General features: G+C 47.7%; 21 protein-coding genes and 1 tRNA gene. 10 read left to right on the top strand and 12 right to left on the bottom strand.

Annotated elements, in window-relative coordinates:
- The first annotated feature begins 38 nt into the window (after positions 1 to 38).
- On the top strand, positions 39 to 248 hold the full coding sequence (locus ACN081_RS00405) for a DUF3073 domain-containing protein (RefSeq protein ID WP_419100997.1): 210 nt from the start codon (positions 39 to 41) through the stop codon (positions 246 to 248).
- A gap of 180 nt (positions 249 to 428) precedes the next feature.
- Here ACN081_RS00405 and purM read toward each other — a convergent pair whose 3' ends face one another.
- The 5 genes from purM to ACN081_RS00380 form a co-directional block, all read right to left on the bottom strand.
- Positions 429 to 1,571: a phosphoribosylformylglycinamidine cyclo-ligase gene (purM, locus tag ACN081_RS00400; protein ID WP_419106610.1), complete on the bottom strand. Its 1,143-nt coding sequence runs from the start codon at positions 1,569 to 1,571 to the stop codon at positions 429 to 431.
- A complete protein-coding gene (purF, locus tag ACN081_RS00395; RefSeq protein ID WP_419102829.1) occupies positions 1,561 to 3,288 on the bottom strand; it encodes an amidophosphoribosyltransferase in 1,728 nt (575 codons plus the stop codon). Before purF ends, purM begins: the two co-directional genes overlap by 11 nt.
- A 150-nt stretch (positions 3,289 to 3,438) precedes the next feature.
- Complete coding sequence (locus ACN081_RS00390; protein WP_419102672.1) at positions 3,439 to 3,753, bottom strand: hypothetical protein; 315 nt, start codon at positions 3,751 to 3,753, stop codon at positions 3,439 to 3,441.
- A 102-nt stretch (positions 3,754 to 3,855) separates the two neighbouring features.
- Positions 3,856 to 4,248 carry a sterol carrier family protein gene (locus ACN081_RS00385; protein WP_419106609.1) on the bottom strand — a complete coding sequence of 131 codons (393 nt, stop codon included), beginning with the start codon at positions 4,246 to 4,248 and terminating at the stop codon, positions 3,856 to 3,858.
- 9 nt (positions 4,249 to 4,257) lie between these two features.
- Positions 4,258 to 5,256: an asparaginase gene (locus ACN081_RS00380; RefSeq protein ID WP_419106608.1), complete on the bottom strand. Its 999-nt coding sequence runs from the start codon at positions 5,254 to 5,256 to the stop codon at positions 4,258 to 4,260.
- Between the two features lie 246 nt (positions 5,257 to 5,502).
- On the opposite strand from ACN081_RS00380, the gene purD reads away from it, so the two are divergent.
- Positions 5,503 to 6,786 (top strand): phosphoribosylamine--glycine ligase, encoded by a 1,284-nt coding sequence (purD, locus tag ACN081_RS00375; protein ID WP_419106607.1) that lies wholly within the window; start codon positions 5,503 to 5,505, stop codon positions 6,784 to 6,786.
- Between the two features lie 78 nt (positions 6,787 to 6,864).
- Positions 6,865 to 7,797, top strand: coding sequence for a phosphoribosylaminoimidazolesuccinocarboxamide synthase (locus tag ACN081_RS00370; protein ID WP_419106606.1), 933 nt, complete (start codon positions 6,865 to 6,867; stop codon positions 7,795 to 7,797).
- A 109-nt stretch (positions 7,798 to 7,906) separates the two neighbouring features.
- On the opposite strand, the gene ACN081_RS00365 is transcribed toward ACN081_RS00370, so the two are convergent.
- On the bottom strand, positions 7,907 to 8,665 hold the full coding sequence (locus ACN081_RS00365; protein WP_419102667.1) for a FadR/GntR family transcriptional regulator: 759 nt from the start codon (positions 8,663 to 8,665) through the stop codon (positions 7,907 to 7,909).
- A gap of 111 nt (positions 8,666 to 8,776) precedes the next feature.
- A complete protein-coding gene (locus ACN081_RS00360; protein ID WP_419102666.1) occupies positions 8,777 to 10,462 on the bottom strand; it encodes an L-lactate permease in 1,686 nt (561 codons plus the stop codon).
- Positions 10,463 to 10,949: 487 nt separating this feature from the next.
- Between ACN081_RS00360 and ACN081_RS00355 the strand changes: the two genes are divergently transcribed.
- The 3 genes from ACN081_RS00355 to ACN081_RS00345 are packed head-to-tail and all read left to right on the top strand — an operon-like array spanning position 10,950 to position 14,028.
- Positions 10,950 to 11,750 (top strand): (Fe-S)-binding protein, encoded by an 801-nt coding sequence (locus ACN081_RS00355; protein ID WP_419102665.1) that lies wholly within the window; start codon positions 10,950 to 10,952, stop codon positions 11,748 to 11,750.
- Positions 11,751 to 11,752: 2 nt separating this feature from the next.
- Positions 11,753 to 13,387, top strand: a complete 1,635-nt coding sequence (locus ACN081_RS00350; protein WP_419102664.1) for a LutB/LldF family L-lactate oxidation iron-sulfur protein — start codon at positions 11,753 to 11,755, stop codon at positions 13,385 to 13,387.
- Positions 13,387 to 14,028, top strand: coding sequence for a LutC/YkgG family protein (locus ACN081_RS00345; protein WP_419100986.1), 642 nt, complete (start codon positions 13,387 to 13,389; stop codon positions 14,026 to 14,028). The genes ACN081_RS00350 and ACN081_RS00345 overlap by 1 nt, the downstream gene beginning before the upstream one ends.
- An 89-nt stretch (positions 14,029 to 14,117) precedes the next feature.
- Here ACN081_RS00345 and ACN081_RS00340 read toward each other — a convergent pair whose 3' ends face one another.
- Entirely contained in the window at positions 14,118 to 15,506 is a 1,389-nt protein-coding gene (locus ACN081_RS00340) for a cation:proton antiporter (protein ID WP_419102663.1), read from the bottom strand.
- 233 nt (positions 15,507 to 15,739) lie between these two features.
- Here ACN081_RS00340 and ACN081_RS00335 point away from each other — a divergent pair, with 233 nt between their 5' ends.
- On the top strand, positions 15,740 to 17,887 hold the full coding sequence (locus ACN081_RS00335) for an MMPL family transporter (protein ID WP_419106605.1): 2,148 nt from the start codon (positions 15,740 to 15,742) through the stop codon (positions 17,885 to 17,887).
- Between the two features lie 150 nt (positions 17,888 to 18,037).
- Here ACN081_RS00335 and ACN081_RS00330 read toward each other — a convergent pair.
- The 3 genes from ACN081_RS00330 to ACN081_RS00320 all read right to left on the bottom strand — a co-directional run bounded on the left by ACN081_RS00330 (position 18,038) and on the right by ACN081_RS00320 (position 21,356).
- Positions 18,038 to 18,111, bottom strand: a tRNA-Pro gene (locus ACN081_RS00330).
- Between the two features lie 102 nt (positions 18,112 to 18,213).
- Positions 18,214 to 19,164, bottom strand: a complete 951-nt coding sequence (locus ACN081_RS00325) for a metallophosphoesterase (protein ID WP_419102661.1) — start codon at positions 19,162 to 19,164, stop codon at positions 18,214 to 18,216.
- Between the two features lie 53 nt (positions 19,165 to 19,217).
- Positions 19,218 to 21,356 (bottom strand): transglycosylase domain-containing protein, encoded by a 2,139-nt coding sequence (locus ACN081_RS00320; RefSeq protein WP_419102660.1) that lies wholly within the window; start codon positions 21,354 to 21,356, stop codon positions 19,218 to 19,220.
- 208 nt (positions 21,357 to 21,564) lie between these two features.
- Between ACN081_RS00320 and ACN081_RS00315 the strand changes: the two genes are divergently transcribed.
- The 3 genes from ACN081_RS00315 to ACN081_RS00305 all read left to right on the top strand — a co-directional run bounded on the left by ACN081_RS00315 (position 21,565) and on the right by ACN081_RS00305 (position 23,316).
- A complete protein-coding gene (locus ACN081_RS00315; protein WP_419102659.1) occupies positions 21,565 to 21,768 on the top strand; it encodes a hypothetical protein in 204 nt (67 codons plus the stop codon).
- An 83-nt stretch (positions 21,769 to 21,851) separates the two neighbouring features.
- Complete coding sequence (locus ACN081_RS00310) at positions 21,852 to 22,340, top strand: RidA family protein (RefSeq protein WP_419106604.1); 489 nt, start codon at positions 21,852 to 21,854, stop codon at positions 22,338 to 22,340.
- Positions 22,333 to 23,316, top strand: coding sequence for an NUDIX hydrolase (locus tag ACN081_RS00305; protein ID WP_419106603.1), 984 nt, complete (start codon positions 22,333 to 22,335; stop codon positions 23,314 to 23,316). Before ACN081_RS00310 ends, ACN081_RS00305 begins: the two co-directional genes overlap by 8 nt.
- Before the next feature lie 119 nt (positions 23,317 to 23,435).
- On the opposite strand, the gene ACN081_RS00300 is transcribed toward ACN081_RS00305, so the two are convergent.
- Positions 23,436 to 24,113 carry a Crp/Fnr family transcriptional regulator gene (locus ACN081_RS00300; RefSeq protein WP_419100979.1) on the bottom strand — a complete coding sequence of 226 codons (678 nt, stop codon included), beginning with the start codon at positions 24,111 to 24,113 and terminating at the stop codon, positions 23,436 to 23,438.
- Positions 24,114 to 24,229 lie beyond the last annotated feature (116 nt).

Genomic DNA, 24,229 nt, shown 5'->3' with positions numbered 1-24,229 from the left:
GGCCCACCGGACACGATGGATAAAGAGGGGGTCACGCCATGGGGCGCGGCCGTCAAAAGGCTAAAGCAACACGGCAGGCTCGGGAGATGAAATACTACAGCCCCGAGACCGATTACTCTGCGCTCGAACGCGAGCTCAGTGGTGCCAAAAATAACTCATCCAGAAAGTCATCCGGTCATCAATATGATGAGGACGACTACTCAGAATACCTCGACAAGTATTCTGACGATTATGTTGATGAAGACTAATCTTCTCGATTAGTCATTTTGAGACAATAAAAAAGTAGTGTGCCCCTCGGGGTACACTACTTTTTTATACGCAAACGCACCTAAAACATCTTGGTGAATGGTACTACTCAGCTACACAATAAAGCTCTTCTTCTCCCCTTATAAGACGAGAAGAAGAGCTTTACTCTTCACCCTGTTGAGCTAAAGATACGTCTTCGACAAAAGAGCAGCGCCACCATCGACACCCTTAGCTCCTTGAATATAATTCTCGCACGATGAGTAAGAGCCGTCATCCTTACGAACCTCACCTAAAATCCAAGAACTTATGCCTTGTTCTGAGGCAGAAAAAACAACCTCATCAGCAACCTGAGATGAAACAACCGCAACCATGCCCACACCCATATTGAGGGTTCTTTCCATATCTGCCAGAGGGACCGAACCAAGACGTTCAACCAAACGGAAAATTGCGGGAACCTCCCACGTAGAACGATCGACTAGCCCAATCAATCCTTGCGGTAATACGCGTGCCAGATTAGCGGCTAAACCGCCACCTGTTACATGAGAAAAAGCGCGAATACCCTGACCCGTACGACCGTCTTCACCATTGACAGGGAACTTCTCTAAGAGCTCTAAACATGCTGCGGTGTAGATACGCGTCGGTTCGAGCAATTCTTCACCGAGAGTCCGTCCCAACTCTGGAATATGGCTTTCTAGGGTGAACTCAGAATGCTCTACTACTTTACGTACTAGAGAATAACCATTCGAATGAATTCCTGAAGACGCCATGGCGATAAGAACATCTCCATCCTGAACACGGTCTGGGCCAAGTAATTCATCTGACTCAACAATGCCTGTAGCGGCTCCTGCCACATCGTATTCATGTTCGCCTAACAGACCAGGATGCTCAGCTGTTTCACCACCTACAAGGGCGGTTTTTGCCAGAGCACACCCCTCAGCAATGCCGCGAACAATATCTGCAATACGCTCAGGAACAACCTTACCCGTTGCAATATAATCAGTCATGAACAGAGGTTTAGCGCCGGTGACAACAATATCGTCGACCACCATACCCACAAGATCATGGCCAATCGTATGGTGAATATCTAAAGCCTGAGCAATAGCAACTTTGGTGCCAACACCATCTGTTGAGGTTGCAAGATACGGTGTGCGATAGTCTTTCAACACGCTGAGGTCGAAAAGACCTGCAAAACCACCGACACCCCCTACCACTGCAGAACTATGAGTAGCTTTAACCGCGTCTTTCATCAGTTCAACAGCACGGTCGCCAGCTTCAACATCTACACCAGCAGAAGCATACGTTATCTGTGAAGAATCAGTGGTCATGGGGGTCTTCCTTTGTCGTTTGTGGATAAATCGTATCTTCGGGCAAGATAAGAGACTCTAATTCCGAATCTGGACCAGGCTCACAGCGTGACGCACACCCACCCACCACGGGGCCTGCTGCTGTAGATGCTGAGCCTTGGCGAGTATGAATGGAATATGCCTGAGCCCGTTCAGGCTTTTGAGGTACCGGACGTTCTGCCGTCACCTCGGCAATAGAACTGGATAATGGTCCGCTAGCACCTGCAACGGTGTCTTGGGCGTCAAAGAGATTTTTTCCAATACGTTCTGGAATTTCAATAGGGTACTTACCCGTAAAACAAGCCGTGCATAGATTTTTACGTTGCTGTTGAGTTGCTGCAATCATGCCATCTTCTGAGATATACCCTAAAGAATCAGCACCCAAAGATTTTCCAATTTCTTCAACGCTCATCGTATTAGCAACGAGCTCAGCACGAGAGGCAAAATCAATACCGTAGAAACAAGGCCATTTGACGGGAGGAGAAGAAATACGGACATGAACCTCTGCCGCACCAGCTTCTTTGAGCATACGTACCAGTGCACGCTGAGTATTACCTCGCACAATAGAATCATCAACAACGATGAGTCGTTTACCCTCAACCACCGAACGTAGCGGATTGAGTTTAAGTCGAATACCTAACTGGCGAATAGTCTGTGATGGCTGGATAAAGGTACGCCCAACATAAGCATTTTTGACCAAACCATTACCAAAAGGAATACCGGATTCTTCAGCATAACCAATCGCTGCGGGAACTCCCGACTCCGGTGTAGGCATCACTAAATCTGCTTCAACACGATGCTCACGTGCTAACTGCCGACCCATCTCTACCCGTGACTCATATACTGAACGAGCATTAATCGTGGTATCTGGCCTCGCTAGATAGACATACTCAAAAACACAACCAGCAGGCTCTGCAGGGGCAAATTGTTCTGATTGAACGCCCTGTTCTGTGATGGTCAGAAACTCTCCAGGGGAAACTTCGCGAACAAAAGCTGCACCGACAATGTCTAGTGCAGCTGTCTCTGAAGCGACGACCCAACCGTCATGATGAAGTTTTCCTAGAACAAGAGGACGCACACCCTGCGGGTCACGAGCCACATAAAGGGTGTTCTCGTCCATAAAGACAAGGCAGAATGCGCCCTTAAGCGTGGGTAATAATTCTAATGCGGCTTCTTTGAGAGAAGGGTGCTGATGTTTCGCAAGAAGAGCTGTGACGAGAGCTGTATCTGTAGTATTTCCTTGTGCTAATTCGCCACGTTCGGGTGTCTCACCACTATTTTTTTCTAAAACTCTGTCGTAGAGTTCGGCAGAGTTCGTGATATTTCCGTTGTGTGCTAAAGCAAGAGTACCGTGTGGCGTTGCACCAAGGGTAGGTTGTGCATTGGCCCAATGTGAGGCTCCAGTCGTGGAATAACGACAATGGCCAATAGCCATATGCCCTCGCATAGAGTTGAGGGTGTGCTCATCAAAGACTTGGGATACCAGCCCCATATCTTTATAGACGTTAATTCGTTTTCCATCGCTAGTAGCAATACCAGCAGATTCTTGGCCTCTATGTTGTAGCGCATATAAGCCGTAGTAGGTGAGTTTTGCTACGTCTTCTCCTGGAGCCCAGACGCCAAAGACTCCGCATTCATCTTTAGGGCCGTGGTCAATAGGGTCGAGATCGTGGGTCAGTTTACCGTCGGGACGAACCAATGTTGCCATCTTTTCGAAGGTCGGGGCCGAACAAAATAGTGACCTAACCATCTAAGGTGTGTGACGTGCACCAAAGAAGCTAAGACGGTATTAGTTTAGCCTATAGACATCCACTTTCTAGAAAAAATTGAGTATATGTTCGTTTAAGAACTACTCTTCATCGGTTGCAACAGCACGAACAACCTCGGCACGACGAGCCGTAAACCTATCAATCATAAGAGCAATCGTCAAAAAAATAGCAGTACAAACGCCCATAGAACACACGGCAAGAACACCAAAAACAGAAGACCGCGTGTGCTCATCACTACCACCAACAAAAAACGTTAATACGGCGGCAACCATCAAACCAACAACGACACCAGTGACTCCAAAAGCAATCAAAGAAGGCGCACGACGCACCTGAACAAGACGCTCCTGCGGGCGTTGAGAAGAAGAACCTTGAGAATGTGGGGTAGAAGTACTCATCAAACCTATTCTATTCTGGCACGATACAAAAACAGAAAATATGACCCTATTACTCTAAGAGGAAAACCCCAAGAACCTCGTCAAAGTCCAAGAAACAAAACCTTAAACTCCCTGAAACAACGGCAAAACATCCTGCAAATTAGCACGTACACCAGAAGCATTCAGCTGAGTCTTACTCTCTTCCCAATCCCGAACACCGCAGGCTAAAGCACACCAAAGATAAGGACTCATCTCAATAACATTAGGCGGAGTCCCACGAGTATGACGAGGACCCTCAATACATTGCGTCACACCAAAAGGTGGAACCCTCACCTCAACAGAATTACCCGGCACTCTGTGCGCTAATTCCTCTAACAAAAAACGAACTGCCCCAGCCCTCACACTACGCGGTAGCTGGTCAAAAGTGCTCTCCGGTGCTGAAGATTCAAAAACCCGAAAAATATCAGAGATATACGCTGTTCCCTGTTCTAAAGAAATCTTACGACGGGCGCTCATCTGCTACGACTAAACCTCCTGCTGTAACGCTGCACCCGGTTCAACAGCTCCAACAACAGTATCAGCGCCCATAATAGGCGAAGTGCACTGCTCTATACCCTGCGCTCGCTGCTGAGCAGTAATGAGTCCAGCTTGTTCTAGAATACTCAACGCAATAACAACTAAAGCACGGTGTGAACCGTCAAGAATCTTAATGCATAGCGATGAACCATCGCGTAAACCAATAGCTAAAACCCCTTCTGCTCCACCTTTGACAACGGCATCTAAAAGGCCGGACAATCGAGTATAAGGAGTATCTATGCCCTGAAGATACTCAGGGTAATCCACCATGGCGGTAGCTACTGTGGCAACACGAGCATCAGCATGAATATTTTCGATGCCTGACCCGAGCAAAGAATATCCTCGAGCAAGGGCACGTAAAGATAGCGCAGGTAACGGCGCCCCACAACCGTCAACACCTACTGTAGAGATATCCTCTTGGGTGCATTGACGAATAGTTTCGATAACACGCTGTTGTAGCGGATGTTCTGGATCAAGATAACGATCAACATCCCACCCATTTTTAACACACGCCCATAAAAAGGCACTATGTTTTCCTGAACAGTTAAACGCTAAACGCTGAGCCCCTTTACCAGCCTGAATGAGAGCGTTCAAACTTGGCTGATCTGAAGGAAGTACTGAAGGGCATTGGAGTGCACTATCATCAAGCTCTGCTTCGCTGAGGATAGACTGGGCAACCTTCATATGCTCAAAAGAACCCGTATGGGACCCCGAGGCAAGAGCAATCTGAGTTCCTTGCAACTCAGCACCAGCATTCATCGACGCAATCGTTTGAAACGGTTTGAGCGCAGAGCGCGGAAAAATTGGGGTATCAATATCACCATAAGAAATACGGGGAGAGCCATCTGCGTTGAGCAAAACAGCAGAACCTAAATGACGGGATTCAACGAACCCGCTACGGCGAACGACTGCAAGTTCTACGGCGTCTTGAGCATGAAATGTCTGCATACCCTCCAGTATTGCATAATTCGTAGACTCAATGACGATCAGCTAACACCCGAGGAGACTGCCGCTAAAAAATAACAGAAACGCCCACAAGATAGGAAAGACCAAAAGAATCATTATATGCTGAGTAAAGGCTGAGAAAAAGTTTTCTGTTTTAATGTCAAGACATAAAACCTCAATACACTGTAATTCCAGAAAATTAGAGAGATTCTGAGACTAAACGATGAACTTTTCGCGTAGCCTTAGAGAATGAAGGTTTTGGTACTTGGCCCAGGCGGGCGTGAACATGCAATCATCCGCGCACTTCAAAAAGACCCACAAGTTACTCAGGTGCATAGCGCCCCTGGAAACGCTGGAATTGCGCAAGAAATCCCTACCTACCCAATTGATGCACAAAACCCCACAGAGGTTATTGCACTAGCACAACAACTCGATATCGACCTCGTCGTCATCGGACCAGAAGCACCACTCGTTGCCGGCGTCGCAAATGCGCTACGCCAACAGAACATCCCCGTATTCGGGCCAGACCAAGAAGCCGCCGCCCTCGAAGGTTCAAAAGCTTTCGCTAAAGAAATCATGGCAGAGGCACAAGTTCCCACCGCGCTGGCAAAAATTGCGCACACCATGGACGAAGCCATCGAAGCAATAGACTCCTTCGGCGCCCCCTACGTCGTCAAAGATGATGGACTTGCTGCCGGAAAAGGCGTAGTGGTCACCTCACACCGCGAAGAAGCCCTCGCCCATGCACAAGCCTGTTTTAATGCTGGCTCACATATTGTCGTTGAAGAATACCTTGACGGACCTGAAGTCTCACTCTTCGTCATCTCTGACGGTGAACGATGCATCCCCCTAGAACCAGCACAAGACTTCAAACGTATCTTTGACCAAGACCGTGGCGCTAACACCGGCGGTATGGGCGCCTATAGCCCACTCCCATGGCTTCCCAAAAACTTTGTTCAGACCGTGATGGAACGTGTAGCACAACCAACAATCACCCACATGAAACATCGTGGAACACCTTTCGTCGGCGTGCTGTATTGCGGTTTAGTTATTACTTCTCGCGGTATTCGCGTCATCGAATTCAACGCCCGTTTTGGTGACCCTGAAACACAAGCTGTCCTTGCTCGGTTGAAAACACCGCTAGGGCAGCTTCTTTATTCAGCAGCATGTTCACGTCTTGATGAAGACACCACACTATCGTGGGACCCACGCTACGCCGTCGACGTCGTTATGGCAGCCGAAAACTACCCAGAAACACCCCGCAAAGGTGACATCATTAGGGGATTAGACGACCTTAAAGGCAAAGACGACAGCTACGTTATTCATGCGGGCACCACCCAAAAAGGTAAGGACATTTTGACCTCCGGAGGTCGAGTTCTTGCCGTCGTTGGGTTGGGCGATGATCTCAACCAAGCACGCGAACGAGCCTATGAAGGTGTTCAGCGTATTTCTTGGGAAGGTGCCCAATACCGTCAAGACATTGCACTAGCTGCCTCACAACAGCAGATTACCGTCCCAGAACAATACTCATAGTTATCGATATGCTCCTCACAACCTGATGAGCACACATATTTACCCCTACTTTGACTCGTTACAACCTATAGGAGCGTTATGAACTGGAAAGAGGAACACCTTGAGATTCCAGGGTGGAGACACGTATATGCTGGCAAAGTTCGAGACTTATATGTCCCAGCTGAAGGACACGATGAAGTTTTTGGGCTATCGATAAAAGACGATGCCGAACAGCGTGCTGGCTCTGTTCTTGTTGTTGCCTCCGACCGTGTGAGCGCTTTTGACCAGGTGATTCCCACGGTGATTCCCGATAAGGGAAAAATTCTGACGCAACTTTCTTTGTGGTGGTTTAACCAGCTCACCGAGGTACCTCACCATGTTCTTTCAACCGATGTACCTGAGGTGGTTGCTGGTCGAGCTATGATTTGTAAATCTCTCAATATGTTTCCGGTAGAGTGCATTGCCCGCGGGTATCTCACTGGTTCTGGCCTTAAAACGTATCAAGAGACAGGATCTATCGGCGACACGATGTTACCTGAAGGGCTCGTAGACGGTTCCGTTCTGAATCCTCCTATTTTTACCCCCACCGGTAAAGCCGAAATCGGCGAACACGATGAACTGATTACTCGTCAAGAATTACACGAAGAAATCGGTGCGCCCATGGCAGATCGACTCGAGGAACTGACCCTGTCAATATATTCTCGTGCAGAAGAAATCGCTCGAGATCGTGGAATTATCATTGCTGATACAAAGCTTGAATTTGGTTTAGATTCTTATCGGGGAGCTGTCACTCTCGGAGACGAAATACTCACCCCAGATTCCTCTCGCTTCTGGGATGCGGAAAAATATCAGCCAGGACAAAACCAACCTAGTTTTGACAAACAATTTATTCGAGACTGGCTTACCTCTGATGCTTCAGGATGGAACGGTCAGGGTGCTGTTCCGGCGTTACCTGAGGACATTGTCGAAAAAACTCGTGAACGTTACATCGAAGCATATGAGCGTCTCACACAAACAACATTTACCGTGTAACGTTGAAGCTATACACTCAATCTAATATTGAGAAATAAAAAAACATATAGACGCTGGCTATCACCGAGGGAGATGATAGCCAGCGTCTATATGTTTTTATTCTGCTCATTTATGAGGGGAGTACCCCGTCACGGATTTTCTCGTGGTATTCACGATGTTTTTGAGCTTCATCGGAGAGCGCATAGAACCATGTAATATGTTCCGCTACGCTTTGCTGGGCTGTGTCTGGGTCTTGAGCAAGGATAGAATCATAAATTTTTCGATGCTGTCTCTGAAGCTCTTTTTTGACGTTCTTCCAATCTTGCAAATATGGGACGGCTTCTTCGACGTACCCTACCGTTGCCAGATGAAGCGAATCAATAACAGTTTCTAGAGCAAGATTTTCACTGAGCGTAGAAATCTCATAGTGGAAACGGGTGTCGCAAAAATGAAAACGCTCATCACTAATATTTTCAAAATCCATCTCGTCAAGATAACTTTTGGCTCGCTGTAAGGCGTGTGAACGTTTGACAGTATCTTCTCCAACTGCTGCGATACGTGCCGCATGGCCTTCTAAAAGAATGCGTGTTGTGACCACATCTGAAACAGGAAGTGTTTTGGTTGCAATATGCATCCGGATCGCCCAGCTTAACGCATCAGAAGGCTCTGACACGACGATAGCTCCAGATTTTGGGCCTGAACCGGACTGTGAGCGGATAAGACCTACAGCACCAAGAACTTGTAAGCCTTCACGTACGGAAGCACGAGAAATACCGTATTGTTCGGCTAATGCTCGTTCTCCGGGGAGTCTATCTCCTACGCGTAGTTGGCCACGACGAAGTTTTGTTTCTACAGAGTCGATGAGAACGCTAAAGGTTCTTTCTTTCACAGTTCCTCTTTGGTACGGCGGAATGATATAAAACGGTGGCGGCACCTCAGCCGAAGTTGAGATACCGCCACCGTAAGTAACACCTTTAGGTGAGAAAACCTTGGGCGTATCTTAGTGGTGAATTTCAATCAGGAAGTGCAAAATGTTGGTTTGCAAGAAGACCAAAGTACAGACGGTCACCAACATGGCGATAGACCATGGGAGAACAGTCTTGAAGATTTCGGACTCTTTACCTTCCATATCCACAGAAGTTGCTGCAATAGCCAAAGACTGTGGGGAAATCATCTTGCCAACAACACCACCGGTGGTGTTTGCTGCCAACAAGAGCTCTGGGGTTACACCAGTAACACCCTGCTGTGCGAGGTTGTTCGCAGCAGCAACCTGTAGCTTGGAGAAGAGTGCGTTTGCGGAGGTGTCAGAACCAGTAACAGCAGTTCCAATCCAACCGAGCGAAGGCGCGAGGAATGCGTAGATTGGTCCAAGTCCTGCAACGAATGCACCCATTGCAACGGTCTGACCGGAGAAGTTCATAACGTACGCTAGGGCCAAAACAGCAACGATGGTCAATGCGGAGAAACGCATACGGTATGCGGTAACACCGATTTCTTTGACAACATCACCGAAGTTGAGAGCGTAACGGTTATTTTCGTTGAAGACCATGTACAAGACAGCAACGATAAGACCTGCAAAGAGCAAGAAGCTACCGGGGTTGTTCAACCATGCGAAGGAGTATGCGGACTTGACGTGTTCACCAGCTTCATTAACAAGGCGATCTTCAAGCAAAGGCATCTTGACGACGAGGTTGGTGCTCTTGAGCCAAGTAACAACGGGGGTCGCTAGGTTCGCAATACCGAAGACGAGAACAACAACGGCGTAAGGCATGAGTGCCATCCATACGCGCATACCGGTGAGTTCGGATTTTGCGTTTTCTTCTAGCGGAGGTAGTCCGTAGCGCTCGCGAACACCTGCGATGCCGCGAGGCTTCCATACACGCAAGAATGCAACTGCTACACCGAGGGAAACGATACATGCAACAACGTCGGTGAGCTGGTAGACGAAGTATGTTGCGGTGAGCCACTGTGCAACACCGAAGGAGAAGCCAATAACAACTGCAGGAACCCAAGCATCTTTAACGCCCTTAATGCCGTCAAGGATGAAGAGAAGGATAAGTGGGACGAAGAATGCGAGGAAGGGTGCTTGGTGACCAACGATTGCACCGATAACGGTTGCATCTTTGCCGCCTACTTCACCTGCGGTGGTGATGGGGATAGCTACAGCGCCGAATGCTACGGGAGCGGTGTTTGCAATAAGTACGGTGACAGCTGCTTTGAGCGGTTTAACACCTAGTGCAAGAATCATTGTTGCGGTAATAGCAACGGGAGCGCCGAAGCCTGCAAGTGCTTCGAGTAGGCCACCGAAGCAGAACGCGATGAGGATAGCCTGGATACGTAGGTCGCCTCCACCGATAGCGTCGAAGGTGCGACGGAGATCTTCGAAACGGCCAGAGAGGACGGTAATCTGGTAGAACCAGATTGCCATGAGGATAACCCAGACGATGGGGAATGCGCCGTAGAGTCCGCCACGAAGTGCTGACATTGCGGCGAGGTCGGCGGGCATGCCGAATCCGATAACTGCGACGATGATAGCAACGACGAGGGATGTCAGGCCGGCAATGTGTGCGCGGGCTTTAACACCGAGAAGCATGATGAAGAACGCGAGAAGCGGTAGACATGCTACGAGTGCTGAGAGTCCCAGGCTGCCACCGACTGCGTCGGTTTGTGCAAACCAAGTATTCATAGCTCTCCTTTAAGGAACTAAGAAAACCGCTAGTAAGCGGTTTGACGTGTGATGTAAAAATGTGTGGTCTGACCACTAGAATGTTATAACCCTACATGAGGCGTATCACCATTGCAAAACTATTGTGACCTCAACCCCTTTTCGTGTTTTTGAGGGTTTGTGTGTATTTATGTGGGAAGCGCCTGTGTCTTGCAAAAATAATGAGCTTTTACATCGGGAAAAGTGGGAAACTCCGCGAAAAACGCCCCAACACCCCGCAAAAATGCACCCTTTCATGTGGTGAGACATTGTTGGTGCAATGTGAAAAGCATGCACAAAAGAGGTATTTAGTCATAAAAAAATGCGCTAATCAAAATGGTTCGAGGTACTAAAACTCGTGTTAAATGAAAGATAAGAATATACACGCGCTATCTCTTTCAAACTCAAGGGTTCTATTTTGGGTGCGAACCACGAATGAGTCCGTAGCGCACCATCTAAGGAGAAAGCTATGCGAATTGCACTATTCTCAACATGCCTCGTCGACGGCATGTACCCACGCACGGCGCAGGCTACCGTGGAAATCTTAGAACGTTTAGGGCACGAAGTTGTCTATCCCCAAGGGCAGACTTGCTGTTCACAAATGCACGTCAACTCCGGATATTTCGATGACGCATATCCAGTTGTTAAAGCACACGTCAACGCTTTCGACTCATGGGACTTCGACGTAGCAGTCGCCCCCTCCGGATCATGTGTTGCCTCCCTTGGGCACCAACAGCCCATGATTGCTCGCCGAGCAGGAGACGAAGAACTAGCTCAACGCGCAGAAACTATCGCTGCCCGCACCTTTGAACTATCCTCGCTACTTATCGACGTTCTCGGCATCACTAACGCTGCCGAACAACTCAACTCATACTTCCCAGAGCACGTCACCTACCACAACTCTTGCCACGGCATGCGCTTACTCAAACTCGGCACCCGTCAAGCCGACCTCTTACGCACCGTTGGTGGAATCGAATACACCGAAATTGAAGGACTCGACCAATGCTGCGGCTTCGGTGGAACCTTCTCATTCAAAAATGCCGACACCTCAGGGGCTATGGTTTCTGACAAGGCAGACAATATCGAAAAAACTGGTGCAAGTATCTGCACCGGTGGCGACGTATCATGCCTAATGAACATCGGTGGTGCACTTAGCCGAAAAGGCTCACCTGTCAAAACCGTACACTTCGCCGAGATTCTTGCATCCACTAAAGAAAACCCGCTGAAAGTCTCTGGCCCCGTAGAACTAGCAGCCGCAGGAGGTAAATAATTATGACAGCAGTATCACTTGGAATGCCTCGTGTGTATCACGGTGAAGGAAACATCTTCGAGTTCGAAGAATTCCCAAAATACGCGGCAAAAGAACTTACCAACGAACAGCTTCGCGCAAACCTCGGATTTGCAACCCACAAAATCCGTAATAAACGTGCCGACGTCATCAACGAATTGCCAGACTGGCAAGACCTCCGCACCGCCGGCTCCATGATTAAACAACGTGTTCTTGCAAACCTGCCAGAATACCTAGAAATGTTCGAAAAGAACTTCACCGCAGCCGGCGGACACGTTCACTGGGCACGCAACGCCAGCGAAGCAAACCAAATTGCTTATGACCTCATCAAAGCCGAAGGCGTAGACGAAATCATCAAGATTAAATCTATGGCAACTGCAGAGATGGGCCTCAATGAATTTCTTGAAGAAAAAGGCATCAACGCCATCGAAACTGACTTGGCAGAAGAAATCGTGCAGCTGGCAGAAGACCGCCCCTCACATATTCTTGTTCCAGCAATTCACTTCAACCGAACCCAAATTCGTGACATCTTCAAACGAAAAATTGAAGGCGTCAAAGTGGACCTCTCGGATAACCCCGCAGAACTGGCAGAAGCATCACGTATCCGCCTTCGCGACAAGTTCTTGAACACTAAAGTTGCAGTATCTGGCGCAAACTTCGGTATCGCCGATACCGGAACCCTCACTATCGTTGAATCTGAAGGTAACGGACGTATGTGCCTGACCCTTCCCGATACCCTCATCACCTTCATGGGTATCGAAAAAATTCTTCCCACCTTCAGCGACTACGAAGTGTTCTTACAACTCTTGCCACGTTCCTCAACCGGTGAGCGCATGAACCCCTACACCTCCATGTGGACCGGTGTAACACCCGGTGACGGACCCCAAAACATGCACGTCATCCTCATCGATAACGGACGAACCGCCGTCCTCAACGATGAAGTAGGCCGTCAAGCACTACACTGCATCCGTTGCTCGGCATGTATGAACGTTTGCCCCGTTTACGAACGCGCAGGCGGACACGCATACGGCTCAACCTACCCCGGCCCTATCGGTGCAATCCTCTCACCACAGCTTGGTGGTATCGAGAACGAATACAACTCTTCACTACCGTTTGCATCTTCCCTCTGCGGAGCATGCTACGAAGCCTGCCCCGTCAAGATTAACATTCCTGACGTACTCGTTCACCTACGCGGTAAAGCCGTCGACTTCGAAAAAGCACAAGGTGATTTCAAGGGTGGCAAGAAGCATCCTCACCCACAGATGGACGCTATGATGTTTGGCGCTAAAGTACTCTTTAGCTCCGGCAAATTGATGTCTTTGGCTGAAAAGGGTCTGCCCATGTCCCGTATTATCACCGGACGAGACCACAAGATTTCTAAACTTCCCGGTCTTGTCGGCGGATGGACAAAATACCGTGACATCCCAGAGCCTCCCAAACAATCCTTCCGCAACTGGTGGAAGAAAGAACGCGGCGTTGCTGCTGAACGTGTGGGCGGAGAACGCGTAGACATTCAAGCGCTCATAGAGGCTAACCGTGGCAAGGTCGAAGAAGTAAAAGCTAATGCGCGAGCAGCAGGAGAAGCTCAGGCTGCGCGCCACGCAAAGGAGAGCGAATAATGAGCACCGCTAAAGAAGATATCCTCGCCCGTATTCGTGCCTCACTTTCAGATAACCCCCAGCCAGCTGAGCCAATCCGCAACTATCGTCGAGTCAGTGAACTGAGCAAAGAAGACACCATCGAAATGCTCGTTGACCGTCTCATCGACTATAAAGCGAATGTTTACCACGAAACAGAAGAGAGCATCGTTGACCGTATCGACCAGCTTCTAGAAAAAGCTTCCCGTTACGTGGTGCCTACCGGTATCAACACGAACTGGCTTCCCGAAGATACCGCCACTCGTTCTCGCGTTTTCGACGCTGGTAACATTCAAAAAGCGGGGACGCTCTCGCTCAAAGAGCTTGACCGTATCGACGCAGTGGTGACTAACTCTACTGTTTCATGTGCAGAAACAGGAACCATCTTCTTGAACACGAATCCTGATGAAGGACGACGAGCTATTACACTCGTTCCCGACCACCATATTTGTGTTGTTAAAGAGGACACCATCGTAGAACTCATTCCAGAAGCTATCGCACGAGTTTCCTATAAACGTCCTATTACGATGATTTCTGGACCTTCAGCAACCTCAGATATTGAGTTGATTCGTGTTGAGGGTGTGCACGGTCCACGAACTCTGGACGTTATTATCCTCAAATAATTGAGGTGAAATACTAACTCATTAAACGTATTGGGTGGTTCTCCACAATCTTGTGGGGAACCACCCAATACGTTTAATCCCAAAAAAGCTTAGGACTCTACAGGTTTCTTCGTCGGATCAATACCACGACCATCAGGCCCCTGAGAAATTACCGGCAACGAACTGGTCGATAATTGTGAAGACTGATGACGTTGACGCTTCTTCTCGGTAATTTTATCTTTCGTCGTTTTCTCTTCGATAACAGCGTCTTTATCACGGAAAATTGCGTCTAGACCAGAGGCCAAGAGCGGGAAAATGAGAATCGTCAAAGCTCCACCGCCGACTAATAGTGAAGCCGCTGATTCTGTGATGAGCTCATGAGAAAGTGCCACTTCAGTTACCGCAACAATCATGGGCAAACCAGCGGCAGCATATAAACCAAGTTGAACCTTCTCATTGAGCGTTTGTAGCCCCGAACCGGTGTCGAAGAATCGTTCAGCAAGGAACACCGGTAGGCCACGAAGAATAAGTAACGCCAACACAAAGAGGATTAGAGCTACCGGAGATTTCGCGATGCTCTTAAGATCAATTCCCATGCCAGAGCAAATGAAGAAGAGCGGAATTAAGAAGCTGAAGCCGAGAACATCGAGACGTTCAGAAAAGGGCTCAAATGCGTACTCTGGGGTGAGCGAGCGCAAAATAATACCGGCAGCGAAGGCGCCTAAGACAACGTCAAGGTTAAAGACCGCTGCAAACATCATGAGAGTTGAAAGAATCAACATCGCAAGACGTAGCATTGTCTGGGTTGTTTGGTTTGCTCCGGCAGCCATGGTGCGCCCTAGCCCAGGGATATGGGCAAAAGCACGGCGAGGTAGAATTGCTGTAATAAGAGCAATGAGTAAGAACCCAAGAAGAATGAGGACAGCGAAACCTTTAGAATGAGTCGATAACAAAATTGACATCGCAAAAACTGGCATGACTTCACCTAATGCGCCGTGCACCATAATAGCGTCGCCGAGTTTTGTACCAGTTTTCCCGTTGGCTCGGACCATGGGCAAAATCGTGCCAAGAGCGGTAGAACTCATGGCAATTGCAAACACCGCAATATGGTCGAGCCCGTTGCGGAATTCAGAGAAAAAGTTTGCAGATGCTAAGAGCGCAAGAGTAAAACACACCGCCCAAGTGCCTAAAGCAAAGCCTCCTTGACGAGAGTGCATCGCTTTTGTATTGACTTCATAACCTGCGATGAGGAATAGGATTCCGAGCCCAAGTTCTTTGATGAGTTCAACACCGTTATCGGTGTCTGCCAGATGCAAAACGTTAGGTCCGATGATTGCTCCGAGCAAAAGGAGAATCACGACGTCAGGAATTTTCTTCTTGGTTAGAGCAGAAAGAAGAGGAGACAGCATTGCCACAAGTGCAATCCAAAAAATGGAGATGTATGCATTTGCCGTTTCACTGCTGGCATTGGCAATAATCAGGTGTTCAACTGAACCCATACGCGCTATTCCTTAGCAAATAAAATGTGTACATGACTTTTCTTTATAAGTCTGACATAGTGAGAATCTAAAGGTGGGAATGATGTTGATGAAAGGATAGTCTGTAAGGAACCCCACGAAATATATAGAGATGCATCATAATATGCTACACGCTGCTATTTCTCATGTGTTTCTCAGGTGAGTATATTAAAATTTTTACATAGATATTTTGTCCTCTGTTTAAGATTGAGTGTATGTCCCCTAAACATTTTTCTTCGGCTCAAGCAACCACTCCATGGTGGAAACTAGTGCTCACAGGAACGCTAGTAGTCTTCTGGGCGGCCCTGACAATTATTGGAGGTTCGCTTTTTGGAAAAATCTCTGATCTTGCCATCAACGCACCTCAACCGATACTCGCGTCATCGGTCGAATCATCACGTGTTGCTCAAGAGAAGAACGAATTTTATGCTCAGGACTACACCTCCGCAGTTATTGTTTTTTCCTCAGACCAGCCATTTCAAAATATTGACTATGCCTATCTAGAAGGAATACCTCAATATCTACGCGACCAAGGGCTAGATATCAAAAATGTGCGCTCTTTGGAATATTCAAAAGACCAAGAATCCGCAAAAATTACTATTCCAATCGCAAAAGATCAAAACCTCCGAAAAAGTATCCATAAGATACAAGGAGCTATTGCGAACCCACCCGGAAATATCCAAGGGTATGTTACTGGACCGGCCGCCTTTACCGTAGACCTCTCTGACTCCTTAGAGTCCATGAATATTACTTTCATGATGTACGCGGTCGCCGTCGTACTCATCTTATTAGCGGTTATTTTCCGCTCATTCTTAGTGTCTTTAATGGTGATGATTAGCACCGTAGCAGCCCTTTGTGCTTCTTTGCTAACGCTATGGATTCTTGCTGAACACGGAGTCATCTATATCCAAGCACCCACCCAAGGCACTCTACTAGTTCTCGTCTTTACCGCCTCCATGACGTACTCACTCCTTTATGTGTGGCGGTATCGTGAAGAGCTCAAACAACATCGTTCATTATCGCGCGCTGCACAGCATGCGTTCTCTCGTACATGGCGACCTATCCTCATCTCTGGGGGCACATCTGCTATTGCGTTGTTATGCCTCGCGTTCTCCCAAATACAAGCAACAAAAGCTCTCGGCATTACGGGCAGTATCGGTATGCTCTTTGCGACGCTTGCCTCATTGAGCTTTCTTCAAGCGATACTTGCTTTACTCACCCGATTCTCACTCTTACCCGCAAGAACACCACAACGTCCAGAACTTATGGGTAGAGCCCAAAGCCTACGAGAAAAACTTATCCAACAGGTACACCACAAACCTCGTAAAACATGGTTGGCAGTTGCTCTACCTGTCCTCATTCTTTCAACCTTAGCCATTAGCTTCCCTTCGATGGGAACCGCCGAGAACCAGAAAGTTACGGGAACCTCGCAAGCGCGTATTGGGCAAGAAATCTATCAAAACCATTTTGATGCGCCCATGATACCGTTGGCTCAAGTTATCGTCTCAGAAAAAGACCTCAAAAAAACTGTAGAAACTCTCACAACTGTCCAAGGGGTAGAGCGTGTTACTTCTCCCTCTCGCACCTCAGCAACAGGGCAGATTGTCTTAGCAGAAGACGGAAAAGTCAAAGAACATATCTCTTCAGAGCAAACACCTTACGTCTCGCATAAGAAGGTTTTCCTCAACGTCTACCTACAGTATTTTTCGGGTACGCCAGAGGCCTTCACGAGCGTCAAAGAAATACGTCAAAAACTCCGTAACAATATCGACAGTACCGCAATGGTCGGCGGAGAAATCGCCAAAGAACTTGACGTAAAAATGAGTGCACAACAAGATAAACAGATCATCATTCCACTCATGCTCGCCGTCATGTTCCTTGTGCTTTTTATCAGCTTGAGAGCCATTATTCCTGCTCTATTGATGATTGTTATTACTGCAGTATCTTATGCAGCGAGCCTAGGACTATCTTCACCACTGTGCCAGTTTCTATGGTCAGGAGCTGGAGCTGACCCCAACGTGAGCCTTTATGGGTTCATTGTGATGATGGTTCTTTCTCTCAGTTATAGTGTTTTCTTCTTCACCCGAGTTCAAGAGGAAAACGCTCACCACGGTTGGGACGAAGGTACCCGAAACGCACTAAGAATGATGATTCCCGTCTTGCTTTCAAGCGGTGCGATACTTCTTTCCGTATTCATCTATCTTCTTGCTATTTCGCTAACGTTCTTAGCCCAGCTAGCGTGTATTCTCACCTGCGCAGTAATCCTTCAAGTGCTTTTAATTCATATGGTGTTGCTTCCAGCTAGCTACGTTGAGTTAGGGGAGAAGCTATGGTGGCCCGCAAAAACCCTAGATGTGGAATAATGCAGCGCTGAAACTCCAATAAATACCCTAAAACCCAAAAAATGCCATGGGGGATATGTTTTAGGCTCTCAGAAGAATCTGAGAGCCTAAAACATATATTGACCGCATATCATCACCATAAAGATTATTAAATCTTAGTGAATCACAAAGTCGGGATGACAGGATTTGAACCTGCGACCTCGTCGTCCCGAACGACGCGCGCTACCAAGCTGCGCCACATCCCGATTGCTCTTAGGTATAGCCCCTAAGCAACTGTTCAATGATAGCTGATAGAAGATACCAGAGCAACAAGAGACAACATGAATAACCTTGCCATAGTTATACAGCTATGAACGGGCCGTGAGTGTCACAAGAACCGCCTCAGGGGGGCAAAAAAGCCGAACCGGAGCAAAACGAGAAGTTCCAAGACCAGCCGAAACATGAACCGGAACATCATCTTCTAGGCTCACACCTTTAGCGCGAGACGGCGGTAAATCACAATTTGACACAAGAGCATGCCCTCCTGGAAGACAAATCTGCCCACCATGGGTATGTCCCGCAAAAATGGCTTGAGCCCCATCCTCAACAAATCTCTTGAGCGTCCGTAAATACGGTGCATGGCATACCCCCAAACGTACGGAGGGAGAATCATCAGAAGAAAAAGCACTAGGGGAGAAACCCGGGTGCTCATCATAACCAATATGAGGGTCGTCTACGCCCGAAAACTCTAGACGTAGCTTCTCAAAGTTCATCACATCAAAACGATTGATGAGACCAACCCAGCCGCGGCGTTCAAAAGCCTCATGCATCTGCTCTGTCGGAAGTTTAACGCGAGCATCATCAATGCCTTCATCTGCGGTGCTTTGCTTCCACAAATAGCGTGCAGGGTTTTTCATTATCGGCGCATAATAGCAATTAGAGCCGGGTACAAACACACCTGGAAAATCAAAAAGAGGATCAAGAGCTTCTAAAAGACTGGGCAACCCTTCAAGATGAGAAAGATTATCTCCGGTGTTAATAACTAAATCAGGTTTTAACTCGGCCAAAGAATGCATGAAACGAATCTTTTTCTGTTGGCCCGGAATCATGTGCATATCTGATATATGCAAAATCTTAAAATCTTGAGCGCCTTCAGGTAAGACAGGGAGCTGTTCGTGACGAATCGTAAAATGGTTAAGCTCATAAAAGTGGGCATAAGCCACTGTGGCGGCCCCTGCCAACGCTCCAGCAGCCGTTACTCGTGCAAGAGAACGGGCTACAGAACGGGAAGAAACCGCCACGGTGTTGGTAGTTACCATCAAACAGGAAACTCCTTAAACGTTTTATCTGTAAGAAACAACAGCAAGCACATTTACTGCTGAGTTCCTAACATCTCATTGGGAGGAAGCGGGAACTTATCAGTGTTATAGTTCTTAGCTTGCTCCTTCATAAAGGTCTGCCACTGAGCACCAGCATATGTTGCACCATCGACATACTTCAGACGCTTACCGTTAATGGAGAGCCCGTTGAGAGAGCGAGAACCACTATTCAAAGAACCAACCCATGAAGCAGTAGAAAGGCCACGCGTGTAACCAATCATCCATGTCTGACGAGAATAGTCTGTTGTACCAGTTTTCGCTGCCGAAGCATCTGGCAAACCAATACCACGCTGATAACCAGAGCCACTGACCAAAACCTGCTTGAGAACATAGCTCACGCCATTAGCTACTTCTTTACTAATAGCTTGATGACACTTCTTATCGTAGGTTTTAATCTTTTCGCCAGAACGATCCTTAACAGTGCTAATCGCGCGGGGAGCACAATAGACACCATCATTTGCGAAGGTGGCGTAAGCTGAGGCCATCGTCAAAGGAGAAACCTGAGATGAACCACCAATCAAAGAAGCCAAGAAGCGAGGGTTGAAGGCGACCTCTCCACCGCTCTTGCCTACTTTAGGGGTCAAGATTTTAAGAGATTTAGCCATCTCCTGAACACCGCAGAGGTCTTCTTTAGACGCCATGCTGTACAAGAAGGAGTTAATGGAGTTCTTGATACCAAAAGCAATAGTGCCCCAGCGTTGGAAGCCTTCTTCTGCGTTAGCAAAGCTAAAACCATCTGGTGTATCTGCATAGTGGAAGACTCCACCTTCAAGGCATGAAGCACGCCAAGGGAAAGAATTCGGATAATTCAACGCTGTACCGTCAATGGTTGCGTTAATACCTTTTCCTTCTTTGAGCCATTCAGCAAGAACAACCGGTTTGAACGTTGAACCGGGCTGGAACCCAGGAGTTCCACCATCTTGATAATCAACGTTGTAGTTATACAGCGAAGCTGAGAAGTCATCGGCTGTGCCGTATCGAGAGTTCTGAGCCATCGCAACCACATTGCCGTTAGAAGGCTCTACCGATACTAAAGCAGCATTAACATCATCGAAGTTATTGGTAGATGGCTGAGTCTGTTCGACTGCTGCTTTGGCGTCCTTCTGTGCGCTTACGCTCATGGTAGAGATAATGGTGTAACCGGCGCGGTAGAGGTTCTTCTGACGATCTTCAGGGGTAGCACCATATGCTTCATCCTGATAAATCTTTGCGGTGACGTAATCACAGAAGAATGCTGCATCTCCTGCAGTAATACAGCCTGTTTTAGATGTGTGAATATCAAGATCAAGTTCAGAACTGACCGCAAGATTGAACTGGTCTTCAGTAATTTTTTTATCTCGCAACATCGTACCTAAGACGGTATTACGACGCTCTTTAGCGAGTTCAGGGTTTACATCGGGACGGTAGAGGTTTGGAGACTGCACCATACCAGCGAGAAGTGCTGACTGCTGCAAGTTAAGGTCTTTAGCCTTAATACCCCAGTAGTAGTAAGCAGCTGCCTCAACACCGTAGTTCGTGCCACCGAGGTTCACAATGTTCAAATATCCGTCAAGGATTTCGTCCTTAGACTTATTCTGCTCCATAGAGATTGCAAGCTTAATCTCTTTAATTTTATCAATATAGCCCTTATTCGAGCCTAAGGTACTTGCCTCTTCACCGCGGTACTCTGCCTGCTCAATGAGAAGGTTATTGACATACTGCTGGGTAAGAGTCGACGCACCCTGACGGTTATTTGGGCGAATCAAGTTATTGATAAAAGCACGAGCCATACCTAGAGGTGAAACTGCACCATGCTCATAGAAATCGCGATCTTCAACTGAGACAATCGCATCTTTCATATACTTTGAAATCTGATCTAGCGGAACATCACGACGACGCTGCGACTCAAAGCTAGCAAGTTTCGTCTTACCGTCAGAAGCGTAGAGAGTTGACGCCTTAAAACGGGATCCCTCAGAGAGATCGTCAGGAAGACCTTTAAACCAAGAAATAGAAGATGTTGCAGCAATGCCCATACCAACGGTAGGGGGAATGAGGATACCTGCTGCGACAAAACCAGCGATAACACTCAGCGCAATAAACTGAATAAAATCGCTCGGAGTACGTTTTTTCCGAACATTCTTCGATGAAGCCATTCCCACAGTCTACAAGCAGAACCTGAAAAATAGGTGTCTAGATGGGCACATAACGATAAAGATTTTAGGTTTGCCAGCATTATATTTCACACATTTAGAGCCTCAAAGCTCAACAGAACACTACGAAAAACACGGTTATCTACAGTAATTTGTGCTTCTCTGAGCATAAAACTTTTCAATTAGGCTCATAACTATTAGGCTGGGGGCTATGGATAAATGGGAATACGCTACAGTACCCCTGATGATTCACGCTACCAAGCAGATCCTCGATAGTTGGGGACAAGACGGTTGGGAACTGGTAACAGTCCTTCCCTCAACCGCACCTGCTGGAGCTGCACCTCAGGGAAATATGGTTGCTCCAACAGCGGGCAACCCCATCGCATACTTCAAACGTAAAGTTGCGTCATCATAAAAAATAGTTAACATAGACCGGATTCATAACCTTCAGGGTATGAAGCCGGTCTTTGTTCAGCTAAAAACAGAGAAGGACGCCCGATGAGCGAAAAAATTTCTATTGAATCTCGTATCGAACAGCTAGGTTACACCCTGCCCACCACACCTCAACCGGTTGCAGCCTATGTTCCCGCTGTTATGAGCGGCAATTACGTATACACTTCTGGGCAATTGCCCTTTGTTAACGGTGAGCTTTTACACCGTGGGAAGCTTTCTTCCCACAGCACTGGCGAAGGACACCTCACCCTAGAACAAGCTCAAGAATGTGCACGTATCGCTGCTTTGAACGCATTGTCTGCTGTCCACTCTGTTCTAGGGGACCTCAACCGCATCAAACGTATCGTTAAAGTTGTCGGTTTTGTTGCCTCCGCCCCAGAATTTACCCAGCAACCTCAAGTTATTAACGGAGCTTCTGAGCTACTGCACGACATTTTAGGCGAACAAGGGGTTCATGCACGCTCTGCTGTGGGCGTTGCTGTCTTACCACTTGATGCACCCGTGGAAGTTGAACTCATCGTAGAATATGTCTAATCAAACACTGTATACAGGGGCGCTAAAAGTCGTTCGTGAACGTACCACCGAGACCCCCAATATCTCTCGATCTCCTGAGAGGCTTTTTAAGCTCCCTGACGAATACGCATCAGCAGCTCAGGCATGGTTAGACGACCGTCAACATACCCCATGCCAACCTAAAACTGCTGCTTCTGTGGTCTTTGTCCGAGATGGAAAAGAAGGCCTTGAAACAATTCTGACACTTCGCTCAGAACACTCTCCATTAGGTGATTTAGCATTCCCTGGAGGGCTATGTATCCCTAGTGATCAAGATCCTCTTGCCTGGATTGGACCAGACATTAAAACGTGGTCTACCGCTTTCAAACAAGAAGACCCTGTAGCGACCCAAGCTGCAGTTGTTGGTGCGATTAGAGAATCTTTTGAAGAAACAGGAATGCTTCTTGCCGGACGCGATGAACTAAGTACTGTTGAGACATCCTCTGAAGCACTAGATTTGATGTCTGCGCGTGAAGCTATCTCTCAATGCGACCAAAGTTTTGCTGATTACCTCACAAAACGAGGCCTGACCTTAAGAACAGACCTCTTGCGTCCGATCGCACGTTGGCAGTCCCCAGATTTTCGTCATAAACGCTATGACACCCATTATTTTGCTAGCGTTGCACCGGTTGGACAACACCCCAAACTTCTTGCCTCAAAAGGGCTATGGGGTGACTGGGTGAACGTACGTGAGCTTCTTGAACACCAAGAAACGACAGTATTGGGCGATACTATCGGACATGAACGCACTCGAGGAAAAACTCTACAACAGCTCATTGTTCCAGCCACGCTGTGTATTCTCGAAGATCTTGCAGCAGTTAATACCTCAGTAGCGTACCTTGCAAAAAAACGGGAGGTACTTCCTAAAAAAGCTGAAGTGGTCGAACAAGACGGAGAATATTTCCTCAAATATACGCTGCCTCAAAAACCAAAGAACAGACAAAAATGCTCTTTGTAGGCAACTAGAGGAAACTGAGTTTTAAACCTCTAAGCTAGATTCTAAAAATATGGGGTGGTAGAGAAAAATTTTTCTCTACCACCCCATAAACGTATCCTCAAAAAATATTTAGAATCTTTTTAGCGGGAACGATTACGTAGACGCTGAAGATCCAAGATAACAACAGCGCGAGCCTCAAGGCGAATCCAACCGCGAGAGACGAACTCCGCAAGAGCCTTATTGACGGTTTCGCGAGATGCGCCAACAAGCTGAGCCAATTCTTCCTGAGTCAGCTCGTGAGCAACCAGAATACCGTCGGTTGCAGGGCGACCGAAACGGTCAGCCAAATCAAGTAGAGCCTTTGCTACACGACCGGGAACGTCAGAGAAGACAAGATCAGCAAGGTTTTCGTTGGTGCGGCGTAAACGACGAGCCAACGCCTGAAGAACCTGCACCGAAATCTGAGGTGATTTTTCCATGGCCTTACGCAAAGATTCATGCTTGACCCCAGCAAGGCGAGTTTCAGAGACAGCGGTTGCGCTGGTGGAACGTGGTGAAGGATCAAAGAGTGCCATCTCACCGAAAATTTCACCAGGACCCATAATTGCTACAAGATTTTCGCGACCATCTGTAGCGGTACGTCCAAGTTTAATCTTTCCGGAAATGATGAAGTATAGCTGATCGCCCTGATCACCCTCGTAGAACAGGGTGGCTCCGCGGGAGAGATCAACTTCAGTGATGTCTTCAGTGAGTGCTGCAAAAGCTTGGTCGTCGAGTGAGGCAAATAAAGGTGCCCGACGTAGAACCTCGATATCCATTTTTCTCCTCAAGAATTGAGATAATTTTTTACAAGCCACCCATTCTTAGGGTTTGCCGACTGACAAGTATAACGCTCGAACCACTCAGTGCCATAAAATGGTGTGACATAATCAAT

Origin of the sequence: Rothia sp. P13129 (assembly GCF_048512865.1) — a bacterium.
Lineage (GTDB): Bacteria > Actinomycetota > Actinomycetes > Actinomycetales > Micrococcaceae > Rothia.
Note: the sequence above shows the minus strand (reverse complement) of the source record. Positions and strands in the feature narration are given on the sequence as shown.

Bases quoted from the DNA above. Each gene is read 5' to 3' on its own strand.
- ACN081_RS00300 (WP_419100979.1), bottom strand. From the start codon at position 24,113: ATGGATATCGAGGTTCTACGTCGGGCACCTTTATTTGCCTCACTCGAC.
- ACN081_RS00305 (WP_419106603.1), top strand. From the start codon at position 22,333: ATGTCTAATCAAACACTGTATACAGGGGCGCTAAAAGTCGTTCGTGAA.
- ACN081_RS00390 (WP_419102672.1), bottom strand. From the start codon at position 3,753: ATGAGTACTTCTACCCCACATTCTCAAGGTTCTTCTTCTCAACGCCCG.
- ACN081_RS00325 (WP_419102661.1), bottom strand. From the start codon at position 19,164: ATGGTAACTACCAACACCGTGGCGGTTTCTTCCCGTTCTGTAGCCCGT.
- ACN081_RS00335 (WP_419106605.1), top strand. From the start codon at position 15,740: ATGTCCCCTAAACATTTTTCTTCGGCTCAAGCAACCACTCCATGGTGG.
- ACN081_RS00355 (WP_419102665.1), top strand. From the start codon at position 10,950: ATGCGAATTGCACTATTCTCAACATGCCTCGTCGACGGCATGTACCCA.
- purD (WP_419106607.1), top strand. From the start codon at position 5,503: ATGAAGGTTTTGGTACTTGGCCCAGGCGGGCGTGAACATGCAATCATC.
- ACN081_RS00380 (WP_419106608.1), bottom strand. From the start codon at position 5,256: ATGCAGACATTTCATGCTCAAGACGCCGTAGAACTTGCAGTCGTTCGC.
- ACN081_RS00340 (WP_419102663.1), bottom strand. From the start codon at position 15,506: ATGGGTTCAGTTGAACACCTGATTATTGCCAATGCCAGCAGTGAAACG.
- ACN081_RS00370 (WP_419106606.1), top strand. From the start codon at position 6,865: ATGAACTGGAAAGAGGAACACCTTGAGATTCCAGGGTGGAGACACGTA.
- ACN081_RS00320 (WP_419102660.1), bottom strand. From the start codon at position 21,356: ATGGCTTCATCGAAGAATGTTCGGAAAAAACGTACTCCGAGCGATTTT.
- ACN081_RS00350 (WP_419102664.1), top strand. From the start codon at position 11,753: ATGACAGCAGTATCACTTGGAATGCCTCGTGTGTATCACGGTGAAGGA.
- ACN081_RS00360 (WP_419102666.1), bottom strand. From the start codon at position 10,462: ATGAATACTTGGTTTGCACAAACCGACGCAGTCGGTGGCAGCCTGGGA.
- purM (WP_419106610.1), bottom strand. From the start codon at position 1,571: ATGACCACTGATTCTTCACAGATAACGTATGCTTCTGCTGGTGTAGAT.
- ACN081_RS00345 (WP_419100986.1), top strand. From the start codon at position 13,387: ATGAGCACCGCTAAAGAAGATATCCTCGCCCGTATTCGTGCCTCACTT.
- ACN081_RS00385 (WP_419106609.1), bottom strand. From the start codon at position 4,248: ATGAGCGCCCGTCGTAAGATTTCTTTAGAACAGGGAACAGCGTATATC.
- ACN081_RS00310 (WP_419106604.1), top strand. From the start codon at position 21,852: ATGAGCGAAAAAATTTCTATTGAATCTCGTATCGAACAGCTAGGTTAC.
- ACN081_RS00315 (WP_419102659.1), top strand. From the start codon at position 21,565: ATGGATAAATGGGAATACGCTACAGTACCCCTGATGATTCACGCTACC.
- ACN081_RS00405 (WP_419100997.1), top strand. From the start codon at position 39: ATGGGGCGCGGCCGTCAAAAGGCTAAAGCAACACGGCAGGCTCGGGAG.